Here is a 21,412-nt window from a genome sequence, read left to right on the forward strand (position 1 = left end):
TGGATTTGAAATGACCCTTCTTGTTACCGGCGGAACCGGCTTCGTCATGAGCGTCCTTGCAAGGGCATGGCTGGAACGCGATGCCAATGCGCGCGCCGTCATTCTCGATCGCGCCGGTCTGGACGAGATGGCGGAGCGCTATTTCGCGCCGGTCCGCGATCGGCTGACGGTGATCACGGCCGATATCTGCGAGCCCGCCCAATGGGAGGCAGCACTCGAAAGCCATGACATTCGCTATGTCGTGCATGGCGCCACCGTCACCCCGATCTCGCGCGGCAGTGCTTCGGAGGCCGAGCGCCAGCCCGAGGTCGAAGATCCCGCCAGGATCGTCGACGTCAATTTCATGGGCACGGTGCATGTCCTCGAATGGCTGCGGAAGCGTCCCGGCATTCAGCGCCTCGCCTTCGTCAGTTCCGGATCCGTCTATCGTCACCACGGGCCGGACTGGAGCGGCGAACCGCTTCCGGAAGATGGCTATGTTGCACCGCTGACGCTTTACGGAATATCCAAATTTGCGGCCGAGATGGTCGTCAACCGCTACGCCGATCTCTTTTGCCTGTCGGCGGTCTCCGTCCGGCTTGCGTCAGTCTACGGGCCGATGGACCGCGTCACCGGCAGCCGCAATTTCCGGCATGTGCCGAACCGCGTCGCCCATATGGCGCTTGCCGGTGACACCATCCGGCCAAACAGCCTGGAGCCTGTCGGAGACTACGTCACCTCGACCGATGTAGCCGATGCGATCATCGCCCTGCTTCTCGCAGAACGCCTGCGCTACCGGCACTACAATATCGGCAGCGGCGAGACCTCGACCATCGGCGACATCATCGGCTGGGCGAGGGAACGCGCGCCCGGCCTGAAGGTCGAGGTGAGCCCCCCGGAGACCGCAAACATCATCCAGGACGTTTCGCTGAAGGACGGCATGTGGGGCGCCTATGACATCGCCCGCATCGCCCTGGATACGGGCTGGTCACCGCGCGGCGCCAGGCAATCGTTCCACGATTACATGGACTGGATTGTCCAGAACGAACAGCAGAGTGAGGGAAAGTGATGAGCGTTGCCGCCAAAGACCAATCGCGCGATTTCGTCGGCTATGGCCCGAACCCGCCTGTCATCACCTGGCCGGGTGGGATCAAGCTCGCGATCAACCTCGTGCTGAATTACGAGGAAGGCGCTGAATATTCCTGGCTTGAGGACGGGCGCAACGACAACTGGGGCGAATACAACATTCCCAACAGTCCGCCGTTGCGGGATCTCGGCACCGAGACGCATTTCGAATATGGCAGCCGCGCCGGTGTCTGGCGTCTGGCACGCCTCTTCGACCGGTACGATATCCCGGTGACGGTTTCAGCCTGCGCCGTTGCGCTCGAGAAGAACCCCGCAGTCATCGACTGGATGAATGCGCGCGGCCACGACCTGCTCGGCCACGGCCTGCGCTGGAGCGAGTATCCCAGCATGCCGCGCGACGACGAGGAGCAGCAACTTCACGAAGCGATCGCTCTCTACGAGAAGTTGACCGGCATCAGGCCGATGGGCTGGAACTGCCGTTCCTTTCCAAGCGTCAACACCCGCGATCTGATCGTCAGGGAAGGGGGCTTCCTCTATTATTCCGACCCCTGCAACGACGACCTTCCCTATTTCATCGATCACGAGGGAACGAAGCTTCTCGTCGTTCCCTATTCGAAAACCCTGAACGACAGCCGCTATCTGATCGCGCCTGGATACAGCAACCCGCGCGATTTTGCCGAGGATTGCCGTTCGGCGATCGACTACATGATCGGCGAGGCCGACGAAACAGGCGGGCGCATGCTGACGATCGGCGTACACGCCCGTTGGATGGGCCAGCCCAACAGGGCGTCGGGCCTGCGGGACGTTATCGAGCACGTCAAGAAGACGCCAGGGGCTGCCTTCATGCGGCGCGAAGACATCGCTCGCTTTTGGATCGATCATCATGGCTGATAATGCGCATGCAATGTCCGACAAGCATTTTCAGGTGAAGCCGGGAATGATCAGCGGCGCCGAATATATTGCGGGCGTCCTGAAGGAAGAGGGCGTCAAGCAGATCATCGGCTTTCCGGCGAGCGAGCTTTTCGATGCGTCTGCAGCTTTCGATATCCCGCCGCTGATTGCCCGCACGCAACGCGTTGCCGTCAACATTGCTGAAGGCTACGCTCGGGTTATGGCCGGCAGGGAGCTTGCGGTCGTCACCGTTCAGTACGGTCCGGGAGCCGAAAGCGCCTTTGCCGGCATCGCCCAGGCCTTCAACGACGGCGTCCCGATGCTGTTCCTGCCGACCGGTTATCCGCGCGGTTCGGAAGCGGTGACTCCGAATTTCGAGTCCCGGCGCAACTTTCGTCACATCACCAAATGGTGCGAGGCGGCAACCCAGGTTTCCGATCTGCCGAAGCTCATGCATACGGCGATCTCGCGTGTCCGCAACGGTCCATCGGCGCCTGTCCTGCTCGAACTGCCGGTCGATCTCCTGGCCGAAAGATTTGATGCCCGGCCAGCCGATCACCGCCGCCCGCGCCGCAGCGTGCCGCAGGCTGCTGACGCCGAAGTGGCCGATCTCGCCGAAGCGCTGATTGCCGCGAGCAACCCGGTGATTCTGGCTGGGCAGGGAATTCTGGCTGGATCAGCGACGCGGCAACTGGTCGAGTTGGCCGAACTCTTGAATATTCCCGTTATGACGACGCCGAACGGCAAGAGCGGTTTTCCCGAAGACCATCCGCTTGCGCTTGGGACGGCTGGCAGGGCGCGTCCGGCGACGGTCGATCATTTTCTCGAAAAGGCCGATGTCGTGCTCGCCATCGGCAGCAGCCTGACCCGCTCCTATTACATCCTGCCCATTCCGGAAGACAAAACCATCCTTCACGTGACGCTTGGCGAGGCCGATCTCGGCAAGGACTATGCGATCGCCCAGGGGGTGATCGGCGATGCCGCCTCCGTTCTCAGCCAGCTCACCGCCTATATCCGCGGCAATCAGATGGTACGTGGCGACCGGCCGCAGCCGGCCGCGGAAATCGCTGACGTGCGCGCTGCTTTCATGGAAAAATGGATGCCGCTGCTGACATCGGACAGCACGCCGATCTCGCCCTACCGCGTCGTCTGGGAAATCATGCAGGCGATCGACCCGAAGACCTCTATCGTGACCCACGATGCCGGCAACCCGCGCGACCAGTTCTGCCCGTTCTACGTGGCGAGCACGCCGGGCAGCTATATCGGCTGGGGCAAGACCACTCAGCTCGGCAGCGGCCTTGGCTTTGCGATGGGTGCCAAGCTTGCCCGTCCGGACGCGACCGTCGTCAACCTGATGGGAGAATCCGCCTTCGGCATGGTCGGCATCGACTTCGAAACCGCTATCCGCTGCAATCTGCCGGTGCTGACGATCGTCCTGCGCAACAATGTGCTCGGCGGCTACGCGAAAAGCATGCCTGTTGCCACGCAGAAATATGGCGCGAACCGGGTGACGGGCAATTATGCGCCGATCGCCCAAGCCCTCGGCGGCTACGGCGAATGCGTGACGGAACCGCAGAACCTGCGGCCGGCGTTGCTGCGCGCTTTGGAAAGGGTCAAGACGGGCCAGGCCGCGCTCATCGAGGTCGTCACCCACGAGGAACCACGGCTCGCGGGCGTGCGGTAGGGAGGAGGATATGTTCGATACGCTGATCACCGGCGGGACCGTCGTCAACACGGGTGGTCAATTCCCCGCGGATATCGGCATTCGGGACGGGCGGATTGCCGCCCTTCTTGCTCCGGGCGAGACCGCTACCGCACGCAGCTTCATCGATGCGAGCGGCAAGCAGTTGCTGCCCGGCCTCGTCGATGCGCATGCGCATCTGCGAGACCCCGGACTGATGCACAAGGAGGATTTTGAAAGCGGCACGCATGCGGCAGCCCTGGGTGGCGTGACCACCATCCTCGATATGCCGACCGACGATCCCTGGACGGCAACGGCGAAGCAACTGTCTGACAAGATGGAGAGCGCGGCGGGGAGGATCCATGTCGATGTCGGATTTCAGGTCGTCGTGTCGAAAAGCTGCAATAGCCTGGATGACTTGCTTGCCCTCTCGCCGGTATCTCTCGAACTGTTTACCGCCGACGTGCCCGCTGACTATCGGTTCGACAGTCTGGATGCCGTGACGCAGATGTTGCGCCGGCTGGCGGGCACCGGCACGGTGATCGGTGTTTCCCCCGGTGACCAGTCGATCCTTGAGGCAAGCGGCATACGTGACCGTGACGGCGGCATTTCGGCCTTTCTAGCAAGCAGACCGCCGCTCGCCGAAGCCGGCGGTATCGCGCGGGCGGTCCTCGCAGCGGCAGAGACCGGTGCGCGGGTACACGTGCGCCAGGTCAATTCGAAACTTGGCGTCGAAACCTGGCGGCGCCTTCAGGGCATGGCCGATGTCACCGTCGAAACGACTCCGCAGAACCTGTTCTTCACATCCGATGACTACGAGACGGATGGGGCCAGGCTGAAGGGATCGCCTCCGTTTCGTGGCCACGACGATGTCGCGGCCCTGCGCCATGCCGTCTCGGAGAGCCTGATCACGATCATGGCCACGGATCATGCACCGCATAGCCCGGCCGAGAAGTCGGCGGCCTATGGGGCTTTTGCCGACATTCCCGGCGGTATGCCGGGGCTTCAGACATTGCTTCCGGTGATGCTGGGCCTCGTAGCGGAAAAGATACTGGGGTTGCCGGACCTGGTGCGGATCTGTGCGTACAATCCCGCGCACCGCTTCGGTCTCGGACGCTCGAAAGGCGTGATTGCCGTCGGCAGCGATGCCGACATCCTTGTGATCGATATGGGCCGATCTGCTGTCATCACCAATGCCGAGCAGGCCTCTCGCGCCGCCTACACGCCATTTCATGGCAAACGCACGGCCGGCAGGTTGACCGACGTCTTCCTGCGCGGCGAACGCATCGTCAAAGACGGAACGCTCATTACTCCCAGCCGCGGTCAGGTTGTCCGCAGGGCTGCATAAAGGAACGCCCATGCCTCTGCTCGATCAGAAAGTTGCCATTGTCACCGGCGCCAGTTCCGGCCTCGGCCGTGCGATCGCGCTTCGCTACGCCGAAGAGGGCGCAATCGTCGTGATCGCCGATGTCTCGGATGCTCCGATCGAGGGAGGTGAGACGACACTTGCGCGTATCCTTACAACAGGAGGAACGGGCAGGTTCGTAAAGACCGACATCTCCAGATGGGATGACGTCGATGCGCTGGTCGCACAAACCGTGAATGAGTTTGGCCGGCTCGACATCATGGTCAACAACGCCGCCATCTACACCTCGACCAATCTTCTCGAGACGTCGACGCAACAATGGGGGCGGGTGATCGCCGTCAACGTCACCGGGTATTTTTATTGCTGCAAGCGGGCGGTACAGCAATTTTTGCTGCAGGAGCCGGTCCGCGACGTCAGCGGCCGCATCATCAATATTTCGTCGCAGCACGGCATGGTCGCCTGTCCGGGGGATTTCCCCTACGGCGTCAGCAAGGGTGCTGTCGTCCAGATGACCCGGCAAATCGCTGTGGACCATGCAGCGGCGGGAATCGTTTGCAATGCCATAGCCCCGGGCAAGATCATCACTGGCAAACCGGGTGTCGCCAACGATCCCGACGCTCTGGATTATTCGCGCCGTCGCACGCCATGGCCAAGGCTCGGCGAGCCGCGCGATGTCGCAAGTGCTGCACTTTTCCTCGCCAGCGACATGGCGACCTACATGACCGGCGTCAACCTGATGGTCGACGGCGGCTGGATGGCCGGCTGATCATGACGCCGCACAACGATGGACAATAACGGAAAGGAAACAGACCATGGATCTTGGATTGAAAGGCAAGACTGCCCTTGTGTTGGGCGCCGGCGGAGGCCTTGGCGGAGCAATCGCCAGGACGCTCGCCGCCGAAGAGGCGAAGGTCGCCGTCGCCGATATCAACAGGGAAGCCGCCGACAAGACGGTCGCTGATATCGCCACGGCCGGCGGCTCGGCGATGGCGCTTCAATGGGACCTCGCAGATCTCGGCGTGATTGAGCCTAATCTCGCCGCCATCGACAAGCAGTTCGGTTCGGTAGACGTGCTTGTCAACATCACCGGCGGCCCGCCGCCGACGCTCGTTTCCGGTCAGAATGCCGAAAGCTGGCGCAAATACTTCGATAGTATGGTTCTGTCGGTCATCGCCATCTCCGACGCCGCACTTCCCAAGATGCGCGAAAAGAAGTGGGGGCGCATCATCACCTCGACATCGTCCGGCGTCGTTGCGCCGATTCCCAATCTTGGCCTCTCGAATGCCTTGCGCATGTCGCTTCTCGGCTGGTCGAAGACACTGGCCGGCGAGGTCGGTCGTGATGGCGTGACCGTCAATGTCGTCTTGCCGGGCCGTGTTGCCACACAGCGTATCAGCTTCCTCGACGAGCAGAAGGCGAAGCGCGAAGGCAAGGCCGTTGAAGAGGTTTCGGCGGCAAGCACCGCGTCGATCCCCGTCGGTCGATATGGCGATCCGCAGGAATATGCCGATGTCGTCGCCTTCATGGCGAGCGATCGTGCGTCCTATCTAACCGGCTCTGTTATCAGGGTCGATGGCGGACTGATCGCAAGCGTTTGAGAGGGCAGTCATGCTGATCGATTGGAAGAAACTGCCTGCCGTCACCGGAATGCGGCCGGGCTCGTCCCGGCAAGGGATTTGCGCGGACAAGATCTCCGCCGTTCGCATCGAGACGGCTGCCGACGGGGTATTCGACGGGAAGACGCACTGGCACGAGAACGAGCAAATCCTCGTAGTCGTATCAGGGCTGTGCAAACTCGTTATCGACGGCAAGGAGATTGAGGCGCGGGCAGGCGATCTCGTCTTCTTTCCGGTGGGTCGCGGCATGCAGCGATCGGAACTGGGGCAGAAGGCTGCGTCTACTATGAGATATTTGCTCCCGCCCGTCCTGACCAGTTGCCGGGATGGGTTGGTGCACCGGTGCTGAAATTCGACCAGGTTCAGGACCCATTGGTCGGCGCTGATCGCCGCGGTGACGGACGCCGGCGGCGCGGTCACCGGTGTTCACCGCACGTATCCGTCCTCTGGGCTCGAAGCAGGCGGCGTCGGTAAGGCCGGGCTGGACGACCCCCGCCGCGCGCTTGGTGGGCTGTCGGCAATGCCGTCGGCGTCCGCTTTCCGGTCAATGCACCCGTCCCGGTGATGGCGGCGGACGAAGGCCTCGAAACCATGTTGTCGCTTGTGCATGTCACGCCGACATGCCGATCGTGGCTGCTCTGACGGCCGATCACCTTGCCGCCTTCCGATTCCCGCCCGGATGCCGACTCATCTACATCGCTGCCGACGCGGATGCCGCCGGCCGGTACGGAATCGAGGGACTGAGCCGGCGGGCGCAAGAGCGCGGCATCCTGCCCCTGGTGGTGTCGCACGATCTCGGCGGTTTCAACGAAGATCTGCGCTGGCTGGGTCCGGATCGGCTTACGGCGGAGCGCGGAAACGAGACAGAGCGCTCCTGCGAGGGGCGATTGGTGATTGATAACTCGAAGCGCACGACGGTGTCGATCTTTGCAGTTCCGCCCGCAAGCTATAGTTTGGCGCCGGGACCAGCGGAGCTGCAGGTCGGTGCGTTGCTCTCGTCTGACCGTCGGGTCTTTAGTTCGTCGTTCTTCTGCCGCCGCAGATATGGCTTGATGTAGCTGGGTGGGATCAGCCGGACCTCATGGCCAGCCTCCATGAGCGTTCGTGCCCAGTGATGGGCAGTCGCGCAGGCTTCCATGCCAATCCGGCAAGGGGCAAGCGTCTCGAAGAAGGGTTGCATCTGACTACGTCGCAACGGCTTGCGCAGGACAACCTGTCCATCCGCATCAACACCGTGAACCGGGAAAACATTCTTTGCGATATCAAGGCCGATTGCCGTAATCTCTCTCATGGTGGGTGGCTCCTCTAAAGGTTTTGCAACAACCTACTCTGGCACACTCGATGCCGTCGGAGGGCGCCATCCACCACATCAGATTAAGTTCTTGAAGTACGCGTTCGACAAGAACTTAACCATCACCGGTTCGACTGCTGGTATGCATCGCCCTTTTCGAACGCGTGGAACTTCCGATCTTTGAGATTGCGCAGTCGCGGAGCTTTCGCGATTTGAACGCCCAGCGCTCAAATCGTACCCGTGAATGCGTCCTTCATCGCCTTTATGATGAGGACGGCGGATGCCGCGCCCGGATCGATATGGCCGAGCGATCGTTCACCGAGACGGGCCGCACGGCCGCGGGTCGCGACCATCGAGCGTGTCGAGTTTGCGCCGGCATTAGCGGCATCGACAATCTCGTTCCACATATCCTGAAGGCTAGCCTGCCTGTCACGGGCTGCCGCAGCGGCTTCCATCGCTGGAATCCATGCATCCAACATCGTCTTGTCGCCACGCTCCCCCTTACCGCGCTCCCGGATGCCCGACGTCATTGCTTCGAGGATGGAGGCCTGGCAAGCGACCGAGAGCGTCTCGTCTTGCTTCAGTGATAGCGCCGCCTTGCGAAAGGCCGTCGCATAGAGAGGGCCGGTCGAGGCGCCGACTGCGTCAAGGAAGGCCGAAGCCGCAGTCGAAAATACCTCGGAGGCCAGCATGTCATCCAAATCGCACTTGGCCAGTTCGCTGTTCACCGCCTGGAAGCCAAGCGACATGGTGATGCCGTGATCAGCATCGCCGATCGCACCGTCCAGATCGGAGAGATGATGCTTATCAGCCGAAATCGCGACTGATATCCGGTGAAACATCCTGCTCAGGCGGCGAGCCGCATTTGCTGACATGAATATCCTCCCAATTCAAACAACCCCGCCCTCCGGGGCCCTCTTTGGTTTCAGTTCACAACCCTGAGAAACGCCGTATCGCAGGGATGGTGCAGCAGATCAGTCAGTTGCTGGTCGAGGTGCAGGATCGATATGGATGCGCCGACCATATCGAGCGATGTGCAATAATGCCCCACCCAGTTCGCTTCGATCTTGACACCCTTGGCGCTCAAGCGCTGTTCGACGCGCCGGTAGAGAATATAGAGCTCCATCAATGGTGTGCCGCCGAAAGAATTGACGAGAAGGGCGACGCGGTCTCCCGAGATGGGTTTCATCTCCGAGAATATTCGATCCATCACAACGTCGACGATACCATCGGCACTCCTCATCTTTTCCCGCATCACGCCGGGTTCGCCATGAATACCCATGCCGATTTCCATGTCGTCAGGACCTATTTCGAAATTATGCCGTCTGGTTTGCGGCAGCGAACATGGCTCCAGCGCGACCCCCATTGTGAAGGTGCGGGCATTGGCCTTGCGCGTTGCTAGTTCGCAGGCATCGAGTGACAGACCCTGATCGCAGGCCGCACCGGCAATCTTGAAAATGAAGAAATTGCCTGCGACACCGCGGCGCCCGTCCCTGTCTTCCAGCGCGGAAGACGAAATATCGTCGGTCGTCACCACCGTGCGCACCTCGATATTGTCGTCTGCAGCCATTTCGGCTGCCATTTCGAAATTCATGACGTCGCCGGCGTAGTTTCCATAGACGAAGAGCACACCCTTGCCGCCGGAGGCAGCCTTTGCGCATTGCAGGATTGGTCCCGGAGGCGGCGAGGAAAAGATATTGCCGACAGCAACAGCGTCGGCGAGCCCCTTGCCGACATAACCGAGAAAAGCCGGCTCGTGGCCCGTACCCCCGCCGACGACCAGTCCGACCTTACCCTCGCGCGGGCCGGATCGGGCAACGAGCGCGCGGTTGGAACTGTCGACCGGTCGAAGGTAGCTCGCGTGCGCTTTGACGACACCGTCGAGCATTTCCTCGACGACATCATCGGGGTTGTTGAGGAACTTCTTGATATGGGTCCGGAGGCTGTTGGATTGAGCGGAGATCTCGCTTTCTACACGTGGGCGCTGGGAGATCTTCTGGTCGACTTCCGTAACGCCATCGGCGTTCAAGATGCCGCGGCCGGTAGCAGCGTCGGTGATAAGGACATTGACATAGCCGCCGCGAAGCGCGGCAAGAATAGCCGGCACTTTGTCAAAGCCGCCTGCAACGGCGATGCGCGTCTTGATCTTCTTCAGCAACTCGAGCGAAATGCCGACCGTGCGGTCGTCCAACGGTCCTGCGACGGAGCGTCCATGGCCGTCGATGAAGCGGCCGGCCACCACACCGGTGGCATCCTTGGCCAGATAGTCCTGCAACGAAACGGAATCGAAAAAGCCACTTGTGTGGATGGTGGAATTCGGTCGCATGGAGGCGATACCGAAGATCACCTTGTTTGCCTGTGAAAGCGCCTCGAACTGCCGGTCGATCAGCGGCTCCCGCAGGAGTATGTCTCGAACCGCGGGGCTGGAGACGATGGCAGGTGCTGCAATATTGATGAGCTTGGCATCGACTGCATCGGCAAAGGCCGCAGCACAAAGCTCGGGCGTATAAGCAAAAGTCGCGTTCGTTCCGCCGGTTGCCTGCACAACGGTCATGTCCTGCAGCCCCGATATGGAAGCTTGTTCACCGACCGCCAAGATCGTGCGCCCCCAGACGACCGCGAGTGTGTCGCCGGACTTCAGGATCTTCTGTAGGGCCTGGGCGCCAGCAGAGCCCAGCCGTTCGATCAATGGACGGGCACTGTCGTCGCTCGGCACGACCAGACAGTCGTGCAGCCCGAAGTGCCGTTTCAGTTCCTGGGCGATGGTCAGCGAGCTTAGTCGCGCCGGTTCGATGGATATGTTGACGATGCCGCGGGCACGCGCATCGGCGAGGTAGCTGTTCACCGTCGCGCGCGAGATTCCCATCGTTTCGGCAATATCACCCTGGGTCATACCGTCTTCGTAATAAAGCCAGCACGCCCATACGTAGGGGTCGTCGCCGTAACGCAACGGGATAGGTTCGGCCGCGATATCAGCGGTACCATTCTTTCGCGCCGATGATGTCTTAGCGGTCATCCTGCCTGGTTTCCCTCATCCAAATCGACGGCGAAGATGAGCGTAAAAGCCGCAGTTTTCAACGTGCCCTCGCCTGATTGTTCCCGGCCGCCGCAGCGGCCGGGAAGGTGATGCAAGGGAGGATCACGGGCTCTCACCAAAGCCCGACCTGTCAGGCGGGCTGAAGCCTCGTCTCCACGCCATCAGCCAGCGACTTGAGGATCAGTGCACAGGATGTTGCGCCGGCATCGAGCACGCCGAGCGAACGCTCGCCGAGACGGCTTGCCCGGCCGATCTTGGCGACGAGGTCGCGCGTGCTATCCCGTCCGGCTTCGGCGGCCACGATGAGTGCCGTGAGCGCCTCGGCAAAAGACTTGCCGCTGCCGATAGCCGCGTCGAATGCGGTGATTGCAGGCACCAGCGTGTCAATCAGCGTCTTGTCGCCAACCTTGGCAGAGCCTATCGCCTGGATGCCGTCGAGGCCGTTGTGCAGCATGGTGCTGAAGGTCGCAGCATCGATGGCATCGGACTTTTCGATCGTTTCGGCAAACTGCGTGAACATCACGCCATAGAGCGGTCCCATTGAGCCGCCGATCTCCGTCATCAGCACGGTGCCGAGCGTGTCGAGCGCTTCAGCCAGCGACATGTCGGCACCCTTGATGCGTTCGGCCGCCATGCCGAAACCCTTGGCCATGTTGACACCATGATCTCCATCGCCGATCTTGCCGTCGATTTCGCTGAGATAGGCACGATTTTCGATGATCCTGTCGGCCAGTGAGAGAACGATCTCGCCCGATTTCCCATTCTGAAATTTCTGCATTACCTCTGCCTCCCCTTAGAGCATCGCGGGGCACTGAACATCGACCTCAAGCAGCCGCTTCAGCTCGTCGTCCAGCGCCATCACGGTCAATGTTGCGCCGACCATTTCCAACGATGTGAAATAATTGCCGACATAGACCTTGTGGATCTTCAACCCGCGTCCGGCAATCTCGGATTCGATCGTGTCGTGGAGAATATAGAGCTCGTTGAGCGGTGTGGCGCCGAGACCGGAGACGAGGACTGCAACCTCGGTTCCGGCAGCAAGCTGATGATCGTCAAGAACGATCTTAGCCATTTCCTCGGCCACTTCCCTGGCTGATTTCAGTGGCTCGACACGCACGCCGGGCTCGCCGTGATGGCCGATGCCGACCTCCATCGTCCCCGGTTCGATGGCAAAGTTCGGGTGGCCGACCGATGGAAGCGTGCAGGGGCCAAGGCCAACGCCGATCGAACGGCAATTGTCGATCGCCTTCTGCGCCGTCGCCTGCACCTCTTCGAGGCCGGCGCCTTCTGCAGCCTTTGCTGCTCCGCACTTCCACATGAAAATTTCGCCGGCAACGCCGCGGCGCTTTTCTCGCTCCTCTGGGCTAGCGGAACATACATCATCATTGGCAACGACGGTGGCGATCTCGATGCCTTCCTTCGCCGCCAACTTGATTGCCATCTTCACGTTCATGTTGTCGCCGGCATAGTTGCCATAGAGGCAGACGACACCCTTTCCGCCATTGGCTTCACGCGCAGCATCTAGAAAGCTCTTTGCCGTCGGCGAGGAAAAAAGTTCGCCGACAGCGACGGCATCCAGCATGTTGCGGCCGGTATAGCCGATGAAAGCAGGCTCATGGCCCGAACCACCGCCGGTAATGACCCCGACCTTGCCGGAGACCGGCGCCTGGCGAGAGGCGATCACTCGGGGATTTTGTGCGGATTGCCTGACGATGTCGGCATGGGCCTTGAGGAAACCCTTCACCGTATCTTCGACGACTTCATCCGGATTGTTGATAAACCGCTGCATTCTAACTCCTATCTACCGCGCGTCAGATAATGGTGTAGCCGCCGTCGACCAGAAGGTCCGCGCCATTGATCATATCGGCGCCGTTGGAAGCCAGGAACACCGCCGCCGCCGCAATCTCTTCGGGGAACGCGAAGCGGCCGGATGGAATGCGCTGTTTCAGCGCTTCACCACGCGGGCCGTCCCATGCCTTCCTGCCGAGATCAGTCAGGACGACGGTCGGAGAGATCGTGTTGACGTTGATGCCGTGTTTGCCCCATTCGGCGGCAAGTGTCTTAGAAAGGCCGATGACGCCGAACTTCGAGGCACAATAGGCGACATGCTGATCGATGGCGACAGTGCCAGCCTGGGACGCCATGTTGATGATCTTGCCGCCCCTGCCCGCCTTGATCATGGCGCGGCCAGCCGCCTGGGACACCAAAAAAGTGCCCTTGAGATTGATGGCGATGGTCTTGTCCCAGGCATCGAGGCTGAGTTCCTCCGCCGGCGCGAGCATGACGACACCGGCACTGTTGACGGCAATATCGACGCGACCGAACGCGGCCACCACATCGGCGACTACCCTTTCAACGGATTGCGGGTTGGATACGTCGCAGACGAATGATTTCGCGCCGTTGCCGAGTTCGTCGGCCTTGGCCTTGGCAACAGATTCATTGATGTCGACCACGCCAACGATCGCGCCTTTGGCAGCCATGGCAGATGCGATGGCACTGCCGATGCCTGAGGCACCGCCCGTAATCAGAGCGACCTTGCCGCTCAGGGAAAAGTTCAAATCAACCTGTTTGGTATCAGTCATGGCTTTCTTCTCAACCTGTCGGGATTTGGGGCGGGATCTTCATCCCGCCCCAGGGAGGATCACTTGCGGGTGGAAAGCAGTTTATCGACGTTTTCAGCCGTCACCGGGGTCCACGGAACATTATAGGTCTTATCCTTGCCGTCGTTCCACGGCATATCCTTATAGGTCGTCCAGATATCGGATTCCGGCTTGTAGTTGCCCTTCTTGGCATTGAAGACCGCAAGATCCAGAGCGCCCTGCGCCTGGGCGCGGGCATCCTGAAGGATCGAGGTCATCTCGCCGGCCTTGGCGGCCCGCAGCGCGTCGGTGACACCGTCGATACCGGCAATGGCGAAGCTCTTGACGTCAAGGCCGGCAGCCTTGATGGCCTCGATGGCGCCGAGCGCCATTTCATCGTTCTGGCCGATAATGCCGTTGATCTGGTTCGGATGCGACGTCAGCCAGTTTTCCATCAGTGTCTGGGCCTCGGCGCGCGACCAGTTCGCGGTCTGGTCTTCAAGGACCTTCACATCCGGGCACTCGGCAAGCGCCTTTTTGTTGCCTTCCAGACGCTGGATCTGGGCAGACTGGCCGACCGGGCCCTCGATGATGACGACATTGCCCTTGCAGCCGATCTTGTCCAGCACGCTCTTGGCTTCGAGATAACCGGAGACCGTGTCGTCGGAACCGACATAGGAGGTCAGCTGGTCGGAATTGACGCGGGTGTTGGAGCCGATGACCGGAATGCCGGCATCGACCGCGGACTGAACGGCAGATGCACCTGCATCGACATCGATCGGCGCAAAGATGATCGCGTTGTACTTCTGCGTGATCATCGTCTTGAACTGGTCCTGCTGGACCAGCGCGTCATAGCGGCCATCGAAAACCGTCAGCTCCACCTCACCGCTCTTGACGGCCGGGTGATCCTGCAGGGCCGCGGTCCAGATCTGCATGAACTCCGCATTCAAGCCGTAGGGTGCTGCGCCAATCTTGATCTTTTCCTGGGCTGCGGCAGACGTCGCCAGCAGCGCTGTTGCCGAAGCAAGCGCAATCAGAAGCTTTTTCATTGTCATTCTCCTCCACTTTTGGTTTAGGCTGCCGGCATGGCTTGCCTGTCGGACGGGGCAACCGAAGCGCCTGCCCCGAATTTCTCTCGGTCGAGCTCAGGCTCCGAAATTTCGTTTCTGGTCGAGCATCACGGCGCCGACGATCAGGGCGCCCTTCAGAACCTGCTGGTAGTAGGACTGGATACCCATCAGATCGAGGCCGTTGTTCATGACGCCGATGATGAGGGCGCCGATCAGCGTTCCTGTCACCCGACCGACGCCGCCTGAAAGGCTCGTGCCGCCGATGACGACCGCCGCGATCGCGTCCAGCTCGTAGGCGACGCCGGCCTGCGGCAGGCCCGAACCGGTGCGGGCGCTGAGCAGGATGCCTGCCAGTCCTGCGAGACCGCCGGATATGACGTAGACGGTGAAGCGAATACGGTCGGTATTGATGCCCGATGTCTTGGCTGCATGCGGATTGCCGCCAACGGCATAGATGTAGCGACCGAACCGTGTGCGGTTGAGGATCCACCATGAGACTGCAAAAACAACAGCAAGCACGATAACCGGGGCAGGAAGGCCAAACACATCGCCGGTGCCGATCCAGCGGAAGGCGGGCGTAAGGGCCGGAACCGGGCGGCCGCCGCCGTAGATCAACGTCATGCCGCGGGCTGCTGAAAGCATGCCGAGCGTCGCGACGAAAGCAGGCACCGAGAAGCGCGAGACGATGACGCCGGAGATCGAGCCGCAGACGACGCCGACGAGCACGCCGACAAGCAGGCCGATCGCGACCGGATAGGGCGAACCGATAACGCCGGCCGTTTGCGAGGTCGTTGCAAAACTGGCGCTGACGATGCCGGCGAGCGCAACGACCGAGCCGACCGAAAGGTCGATGCCGCGCGTCAGGATCACGAAAGTCATGCCGATCGCCAGCACGCCGTTGATGGACGTCTGCAGCAGCACGTTGGAAATATTGCCACCGGTCAGGAAGAACTCGTTCGAGAACGAGAGAGAGACGACCAGCAGCAGGAAGGCGAGGAAAATGCCGTATTCCTGCACGATCAGACGTCGCTGCTCCGTCTTGAACCAACCGCCCGCACTCTTATTGTCACTGACTGACACTGCTAGCTCCTGTGCTGCCGGACGAACGCTCTGACCCTGATCAGGTCGATAAGTGGACGAGTGATTGGGCATTCGTCTCCTCCCGGCTGTATATTCCGGCGCTCCTGCCAGCCCGCATCACCATGATGCGGTCCGACATGCCGAGAACTTCGTCGATTTCCGATGAGATCATCACAACCGTGCCGCCGCCCTCGGCGAAGTCGCAGATGATGCGATAGATTTCACGCTTGGCGCCGACATCGACTCCGCGTGTCGGTTCATCCAGCAACAGGACCTTGGGGTTTCGCAGAAACCACTTGCCGAGCACGACCTTCTGTTGGTTGCCGCCGGAAAGGCCGGACACCGGCATCGTGTCGCGCGCCGCCTTGATCTGAAACTGATCGCGCATGCGGCGGCTGGCATCCACTTCCTTCGCATGATCCATGGCAAAGGCGGGGCTTAGCTCCGGCAGGCTCGCCATACAGATATTGGCGCGAACGGAATCGGAGAGGTTGAGGCCGGTCTGCTTGCGATCTTCCGTCACCAACGCCAGACCATGGGCCATGGCATCCGAAGGCTTTGCGACCGATATCGGCGCGCCGTCCACTGAAACTCGGCCGGCCGACGGTTTGTCGAGGCCGAAGAGGCAGTTGAAGATTTCCGTGCGGCCTGAGCCCATGAGGCCGTAGATGCCGAAGATCTCACCCTTGCGAGCGACAAAGGAAATATCCTCGATTTTGTTCGGGCAGGAGAGCGCACTGACCTCCAGACCGATCTCTGATGTCGGCATATTGGTCTTGACGTATTCCTCTGACAGTTCGCGCCCGACGATCATGCGGATCAGGCTCGGCCGGTCGATCTCCGACAAGGCGCCGGCACCGACAAAGGAGCCGTCGCGGAAGACCGTATAGGAATCGGCGATTTGGAAGATTTCTGAGAGCCGGTGCGAGACGTAGACGATACCGCGACCCTGCGCCTGCAAGCGACGGATCGCCGCGAAGAGTTGCTGAGCTTCGCGCTCGCCGATCGCCGATGTCGGCTCGTCCATGAAGATGACCTCGGCATCGTGGCTGAGCGCCTTGGCGATCTCCACCAGCTGCATCTGCGCGACAGACAGGTTCATCATGTATTGCGTGGCGCGAATATCGAATTCCAGCCCGTCGAGCAGCTTCTGCGCCGCCTTGTTCATGCTGCGGAAGTCGATACCGCCGAAACGGGCGGATGGCTCACGGCCGAGATAGATATTCTCGGCCACTGTCATATGCGGAACCGGGCTCAGCTCCTGCTCGATGATCGCGATGCCTGATGAAAGCGCATCTGCGGGGCTCAAAAATTCGACGTCCCGCCCACGGCGGCGGATCGAGCCGGCGTCGCGCTTGTGAATGCCCATCAGGATTTTCAGGAAGGTCGACTTGCCGGCACCATTGCCGCCACACAGCGCATGAACCGAGCCGGCACGAAGTTGGAAACGACCATCGCGCAAAGCTGCGACACCGCCAAAGGACTTCTTCAGTCCTCCCACTTCGAGCAGAAACTCCACCTTGATCTTCCTCCATACAAGCACCTTACGGACCCTCCCGGCGGACGATCGACATTGAAAAATCTCTGCCCGGCGCTTTCATGACAATATTCAATAGACGCTCGACAAATGTCAAGTTATGCGCAATCATATAAAAAGTTAGAAGGCTTTGGTGCGCCGGAATCGAGAAGCCTGAAAGGAAAACCTCATGAAGATCGCAATCGGAGCGGACGGAGCCGGTAAACCTCTGCTGGATGTCACCGCCTCGCACCTGTCTGGTAAACCCGATCTCACGGTGGCGGACCTGAGCGAGCCAGGCTTTTATGCCGACGTGTCTCAGAAGGTTCTTGACGGTGAATATGAGCGGGCAGTGCTGTTCTGCGGAACAGGCATCGGCGTATCGATTTCGCGCAACAAGGTTCTGGGAATCCGGGCCGCGTTGACGCATGACACCTATTCGGCAGAGCGCGCGGCAAAGTCGAACAACGCCCAGATCATCGCTATGAGCGCACGGGTGATCGGCCCGGAGCTTGCCAAGGCGATCGACGCATTCCTTGCCTCCAGCTTCGATCCGGACGGTCCCTCCGCTGAAAACGTCAAGGCAATCGACCGCCTCGATCGGGCCAGATGATGAACGATCGGAAGTCCCGCCACCAATCGGATTACGACACTGCGGCGTATGGACGTGCGCCTGGACTGCCGTTCGTTGACGTTGATCCAGCGCGTGCCGGCGTGCCGGTCACTCAATCCATGACAGCCGGCGGCAAGATTGCCTTCGATGCGACCGCCTCGGTGGTCAAGCTTGCCTTAAGCGGTGCGGCGGACGCCATTTGCGCCGGCCAGTCCAGCAAGGATGCGCTTGATAGTGCGAGGCTACGCGCCCACCGAAACGTGCGAGTGGACCGCATCACCAGACATATCGCTCAGGAAGATGTTCCAAAACATGTCAAGCCACAGTTCAGCCGTGTCGTTGCCCTCACCGACGGCGCGTTGCACATCCTTGGGCTGGAACGGCCTAAAATCGCCATCGCCGCGCTGAATCCGCATGCAGGGGAGGATGGCCTCTTCGGCCGGCAGGATATCGATGTGGTCGAGCCCGCCATCCGCGCGCTGCGCGAAGAAGGTTTTGACGTCGAAGGGCCGGTGGGCGACATGGTGTTCGTGAAGCTGCGCGCACGCCAATTCGATGCTGTCGTCGCAATGTATCACGATCAGGGGCATATCCCCGTGAAATTGCTGGGATCCTCGGTGGATGAGAAGACCTGGCGCATGGAGGCGCTCAGCGGCGTGAATGTCACGCTCGGCCTGCCGATCATCCGGACCTCCGTCGATCACGGCACCGCATTCGACATCGCCGGAAAAGGTATCGCTAGCGAAACCAGCCTGATTGAAGCCATTGAGCTTGCCGTGACCATGTCGCGGGCGTGAGCGGATGACCTTGATGCGGCGGTGACCTGGACCTTGTGCCATTTCCAGTCTGATCGGCTCCGGCCCGGTCAGATCTTGCCAGTCTAGCCGGTTCGGGAGGAAAACATGATCGCTAAACACATACGCAAGGTAATGGTCTCAGTTGTCGCGCCGTTGCTTTTGAGCGTCACGACCGCCGCTGCCGCCGATTCCGGCAGGCCGACGATCGGCGTGGTCGTGCCGACACTGGCGGCGCAGTTCTGGAACAATTACGTCGACTTCATCAAGAAGGGGGCCGACGAGCTCGGCGTCGATCTTGTTGTCCTCAACGCCGATAACAAGCCGGATCAGATGATCAAGTCGCTGGAGGATCTGGTCGCAAAGCCGGCTGATGGCATCATCTTCACACCCTATTGGGCGACTGCTGCCCGAGGCCTGACCCTCGCCAAGGACGCCAACATTCCTGTCATCCTGACCGACAGCTATCCCGATTTCGATCCGCAGACCTCACGTTTTCCGAATTATCGCGCTTTTGTCGGACCGAGCGACGAGGATGCCGGCCGCCAGATGGCCGAAGCCCTGTTTGCCGCCGTCCAGCCTGACGCCTCCGGCAAGAAAGTCATCGGTGTCGTCAACGGTACCGCAGGCACATCGGTGGCAATCGATCGCCGCAAGGGGCTCGAGGATGCCTTGAAGTCTCATCCTGAAGTCGTGGTCGCAGGTGAAGTCGACGGCAATTTCGTACGCGACACCTCGCAGACCGTGTTTGAATCCCTCTATCAGGGCCACCCCGACATCAAGGGCGTATGGGCTGCCAATGGCGGCACGGCGACCGGCGTCATGACGGCGTTGAAGAACGCCGGCAAGCAGCCGGGCAAGGACATCTTCGTGGTGGCGATGGACCTGAATCCTGAGAATGTCGAAGCCGTCAAATCCGGCGAGCTTCTGTTCGATATCGGCGGCCACTGGCTGCAGGGCGGCTTTGCGCTGACCATGCTCTATGACGAAATCAAGGGTCATGCAGTGCCGAAGGATGCTGACAAAGTCAAGCTGACGCTGTTGCCTTTGACCAATGACCGTGTCGCGCAGTTCGAAGCCGACTTCCCGGGAGGTGTGCCGCCTTACGATTTCAAGGCGCATTCCAAGACCTACACGCCTAACGCCGCTGCCGCGTCGTTCGAGCTGAAATACTCGAAGTAATCAGGCCTCCGACGCCGGCTGGCATGACCTGGCCGGCGTTATCTCTGATGACCAGCAAGCCTTATCGCAGCCCGCCCGCGCATTCTCGAGAAAACGAGTACGGCCGCGCGCGTCCGCCAGACGTATGTCTCCTCACCAAGGATCGTGTTCCGTGCAGATCGTCGCAGAAGATATCGAGCGAAGCTTCGGAACCACCCGGGCACTGTCGGGAGTCTCCCTGACGCTTCGGGCAGGCCGGATTCATGCTTTGGTGGGCGAGAACGGTGCCGGCAAATCGACCCTTATGAAGATCCTTGCCGGAGCCGAGCGTCCTGACGCCGGCAGCATGACCATCGATGGCGATCGCTACGCTCCTCGCAATGCCGCCTATGCGCGTGAGCGCGGCGTTGGCCTCGTCTTCCAGGAAATGACCATAAATCCGGCCCTGTCGATCGCGGAGAACATTTTCACAGGGCAGTTCGCCCGTTATCGGCGCAACGGCTTCCTGAACTACCAGAAACTGCAGCAAGATGCGCAGGCGCTGCTCGATGGCTTTTCGGCCGAGATATCAGTGCGCCAACCGCTCAATAAACTCGATCTCGGACAGTGGAAATGTATCGAGGTGGCGCGCGCGCTTTCGACGTCGCCGCGTGCGGTCCTGTTCGATGAATCCACGGCCTTTCTCAATCACCGCGAGGTCAACCTCGTTCTCGGCGCAATGCGGGCGCTGAAGGCGCAGGGACTGATCGTCGCCTTCGTCTCGCATCACCTTGCTGAGGTCGAAGAGGTGGCGGATGCCCTGACCATTCTGAAAGATGGACTCAAGGTCGGCGATTTCGCGGCGGGTGACCTCGACCGCGATCAGATCCAGAGCCGCATGGTGGGGCGCGACCTCTCCAAGGGGCTTTATCCGCAACGTGCCATCACGCGGTCGAAGCAGGAAAGGCTGCGTCTCGATAATATCGTGACCGATCGCCATGAGCCTGTCTCACTGTCTGTCATGGAAGGCGAAATCGTCGGCATTGGCGGCTTGAAGGGCGCAGGTGGCGAGCGTCTCCTCGAGGTGGCCGCCGGCGCGGTGAAGCCGGCATCCGGCAAGGTCGTGCTCGAAGGGCAGCAGAAATCCTTTGCCTCGCCGGCCGATGCTTGGCGCTCCGGCATCGCCTACCTGCCGGGCGATCGCACCGCCGAAGGGCTGATTGTCGACGCATCGGTGCTGGACAATCTGGTGATGGCGAAGCCGCCACGCCGCGGACCGCTTTTCGACCGCAAGGAGGCAAATGCGCTCGCCCAGTCGCTGATTGAACGGCTGACGATCAAGACCAGTTCGGCATCTGCCCGCTCAGGCTCGCTCAGTGGCGGCAATCTGCAGAAGGTCGTGCTGGGCAAGTGCCTGGCCATTGGTCCGCGTGTCCTTCTGCTCAACAATCCCACCCGCGGCGTCGATATCGGGGCACGCGTAGAAATCTATCTATCGCTGCGTGAAGCCGCCGCATCCGGCCTCGCCATTCTGGTCGTCAGTGAAGATCTCAACGAACTCATCGGGCTCAGCGATCGCATCGTCGTCATGCGCGGCGGCTGCGTATCGGCCGAGATCGATGATCCGGCCGCCACGACGGAAGATGTCGTGATCCGGTCCATGATTTAAGGAG

General features: G+C 60.8%; 19 protein-coding genes and 2 pseudogenes. 12 read left to right on the plus strand and 9 right to left on the minus strand.

Annotated elements, in window-relative coordinates:
- Positions 1-10 precede the first annotated feature (10 nt).
- The 8 genes and pseudogenes from ACPYOJ_RS08120 to ACPYOJ_RS08155 form a co-directional block, all read left to right on the plus strand.
- A complete protein-coding gene (locus tag ACPYOJ_RS08120; protein WP_481415782.1) occupies positions 11-1,048 on the plus strand; it encodes an NAD-dependent epimerase/dehydratase family protein in 1,038 nt (345 codons plus the stop codon).
- Positions 1,048-1,956 (plus strand): allantoinase PuuE, encoded by a 909-nt coding sequence (locus ACPYOJ_RS08125; protein WP_481415783.1) that lies wholly within the window; start codon positions 1,048-1,050, stop codon positions 1,954-1,956. The genes ACPYOJ_RS08120 and ACPYOJ_RS08125 overlap by 1 nt, the downstream gene beginning before the upstream one ends.
- Complete coding sequence (locus tag ACPYOJ_RS08130; protein ID WP_481415784.1) at positions 1,949-3,640, plus strand: thiamine pyrophosphate-requiring protein; 1,692 nt, start codon at positions 1,949-1,951, stop codon at positions 3,638-3,640. The genes ACPYOJ_RS08125 and ACPYOJ_RS08130 overlap by 8 nt, the downstream gene beginning before the upstream one ends.
- A 10-nt stretch (positions 3,641-3,650) precedes the next feature.
- The gene (locus ACPYOJ_RS08135) at positions 3,651-4,985 is read left to right on the plus strand and encodes a dihydroorotase (protein ID WP_481415785.1); all 1,335 of its coding nucleotides are present in this window, start codon (positions 3,651-3,653) and stop codon (positions 4,983-4,985) included.
- 10 nt (positions 4,986-4,995) lie between these two features.
- Complete coding sequence (locus tag ACPYOJ_RS08140; protein WP_481415786.1) at positions 4,996-5,769, plus strand: SDR family NAD(P)-dependent oxidoreductase; 774 nt, start codon at positions 4,996-4,998, stop codon at positions 5,767-5,769.
- A gap of 46 nt (positions 5,770-5,815) precedes the next feature.
- Positions 5,816-6,601, plus strand: coding sequence for an SDR family oxidoreductase (locus ACPYOJ_RS08145; RefSeq protein WP_481415787.1), 786 nt, complete (start codon positions 5,816-5,818; stop codon positions 6,599-6,601).
- Positions 6,602-6,611: 10 nt separating this feature from the next.
- Positions 6,612-6,968 carry a cupin domain-containing protein gene (locus ACPYOJ_RS08150; RefSeq protein ID WP_481415788.1) on the plus strand — a complete coding sequence of 119 codons (357 nt, stop codon included), beginning with the start codon at positions 6,612-6,614 and terminating at the stop codon, positions 6,966-6,968.
- A 24-nt stretch (positions 6,969-6,992) separates the two neighbouring features.
- Positions 6,993-7,464: pseudogene (locus ACPYOJ_RS08155) on the plus strand (toprim domain-containing protein); the annotation flags it as partial.
- A 176-nt stretch (positions 7,465-7,640) separates the two neighbouring features.
- On the opposite strand, the pseudogene ACPYOJ_RS08160 reads toward ACPYOJ_RS08155, so the two are convergent.
- The 9 genes and pseudogenes from ACPYOJ_RS08160 to ACPYOJ_RS08200 form a co-directional block, all read right to left on the minus strand.
- Positions 7,641-7,910 (minus strand): annotated as a pseudogene (locus tag ACPYOJ_RS08160) (IS110 family transposase); the annotation flags it as partial.
- A 227-nt stretch (positions 7,911-8,137) separates the two neighbouring features.
- Positions 8,138-8,785 (minus strand): dihydroxyacetone kinase subunit DhaL, encoded by a 648-nt coding sequence (gene dhaL, locus ACPYOJ_RS08165; protein ID WP_481415789.1) that lies wholly within the window; start codon positions 8,783-8,785, stop codon positions 8,138-8,140.
- 50 nt (positions 8,786-8,835) lie between these two features.
- A complete protein-coding gene (locus tag ACPYOJ_RS08170; RefSeq protein ID WP_481415790.1) occupies positions 8,836-10,926 on the minus strand; it encodes a bifunctional sugar-binding transcriptional regulator/dihydroxyacetone kinase subunit DhaK in 2,091 nt (696 codons plus the stop codon).
- A gap of 151 nt (positions 10,927-11,077) precedes the next feature.
- A complete protein-coding gene (gene dhaL / locus ACPYOJ_RS08175; protein WP_481415791.1) occupies positions 11,078-11,725 on the minus strand; it encodes a dihydroxyacetone kinase subunit DhaL in 648 nt (215 codons plus the stop codon).
- A gap of 15 nt (positions 11,726-11,740) precedes the next feature.
- The gene (locus ACPYOJ_RS08180) at positions 11,741-12,736 is read right to left on the minus strand and encodes a dihydroxyacetone kinase subunit DhaK (RefSeq protein WP_481415792.1); all 996 of its coding nucleotides are present in this window, start codon (positions 12,734-12,736) and stop codon (positions 11,741-11,743) included.
- A gap of 22 nt (positions 12,737-12,758) precedes the next feature.
- Positions 12,759-13,529 carry an SDR family oxidoreductase gene (locus ACPYOJ_RS08185; protein ID WP_481415793.1) on the minus strand — a complete coding sequence of 257 codons (771 nt, stop codon included), beginning with the start codon at positions 13,527-13,529 and terminating at the stop codon, positions 12,759-12,761.
- A 59-nt stretch (positions 13,530-13,588) separates the two neighbouring features.
- Positions 13,589-14,575, minus strand: a complete 987-nt coding sequence (locus tag ACPYOJ_RS08190; protein WP_481415794.1) for a substrate-binding domain-containing protein — start codon at positions 14,573-14,575, stop codon at positions 13,589-13,591.
- A 96-nt stretch (positions 14,576-14,671) separates the two neighbouring features.
- On the minus strand, positions 14,672-15,676 hold the full coding sequence (locus ACPYOJ_RS08195; RefSeq protein ID WP_481415795.1) for an ABC transporter permease: 1,005 nt from the start codon (positions 15,674-15,676) through the stop codon (positions 14,672-14,674).
- Between the two features lie 40 nt (positions 15,677-15,716).
- Positions 15,717-17,195, minus strand: a complete 1,479-nt coding sequence (locus ACPYOJ_RS08200) for a sugar ABC transporter ATP-binding protein (protein ID WP_481415855.1) — start codon at positions 17,193-17,195, stop codon at positions 15,717-15,719.
- Between the two features lie 187 nt (positions 17,196-17,382).
- On the opposite strand from ACPYOJ_RS08200, the gene ACPYOJ_RS08205 reads away from it, so the two are divergent.
- The 4 genes from ACPYOJ_RS08205 to ACPYOJ_RS08220 all read left to right on the plus strand — a co-directional run bounded on the left by ACPYOJ_RS08205 (position 17,383) and on the right by ACPYOJ_RS08220 (position 21,408).
- Positions 17,383-17,805, plus strand: coding sequence for an RpiB/LacA/LacB family sugar-phosphate isomerase (locus tag ACPYOJ_RS08205; RefSeq protein WP_481415796.1), 423 nt, complete (start codon positions 17,383-17,385; stop codon positions 17,803-17,805).
- Entirely contained in the window at positions 17,805-18,602 is a 798-nt protein-coding gene (locus ACPYOJ_RS08210; protein WP_481415797.1) for a PdxA family dehydrogenase, read from the plus strand. The genes ACPYOJ_RS08205 and ACPYOJ_RS08210 overlap by 1 nt, the downstream gene beginning before the upstream one ends.
- A 105-nt stretch (positions 18,603-18,707) precedes the next feature.
- Positions 18,708-19,781, plus strand: a complete 1,074-nt coding sequence (locus tag ACPYOJ_RS08215; protein WP_481415798.1) for an ABC transporter substrate-binding protein — start codon at positions 18,708-18,710, stop codon at positions 19,779-19,781.
- 151 nt (positions 19,782-19,932) lie between these two features.
- Positions 19,933-21,408 carry a sugar ABC transporter ATP-binding protein gene (locus ACPYOJ_RS08220; RefSeq protein WP_481415799.1) on the plus strand — a complete coding sequence of 492 codons (1,476 nt, stop codon included), beginning with the start codon at positions 19,933-19,935 and terminating at the stop codon, positions 21,406-21,408.
- The last annotated feature ends 4 nt before the right edge of the window (positions 21,409-21,412 follow it).

The sequence above is a fragment of the Rhizobium sp. SVR5-9E genome (assembly GCF_056755095.1).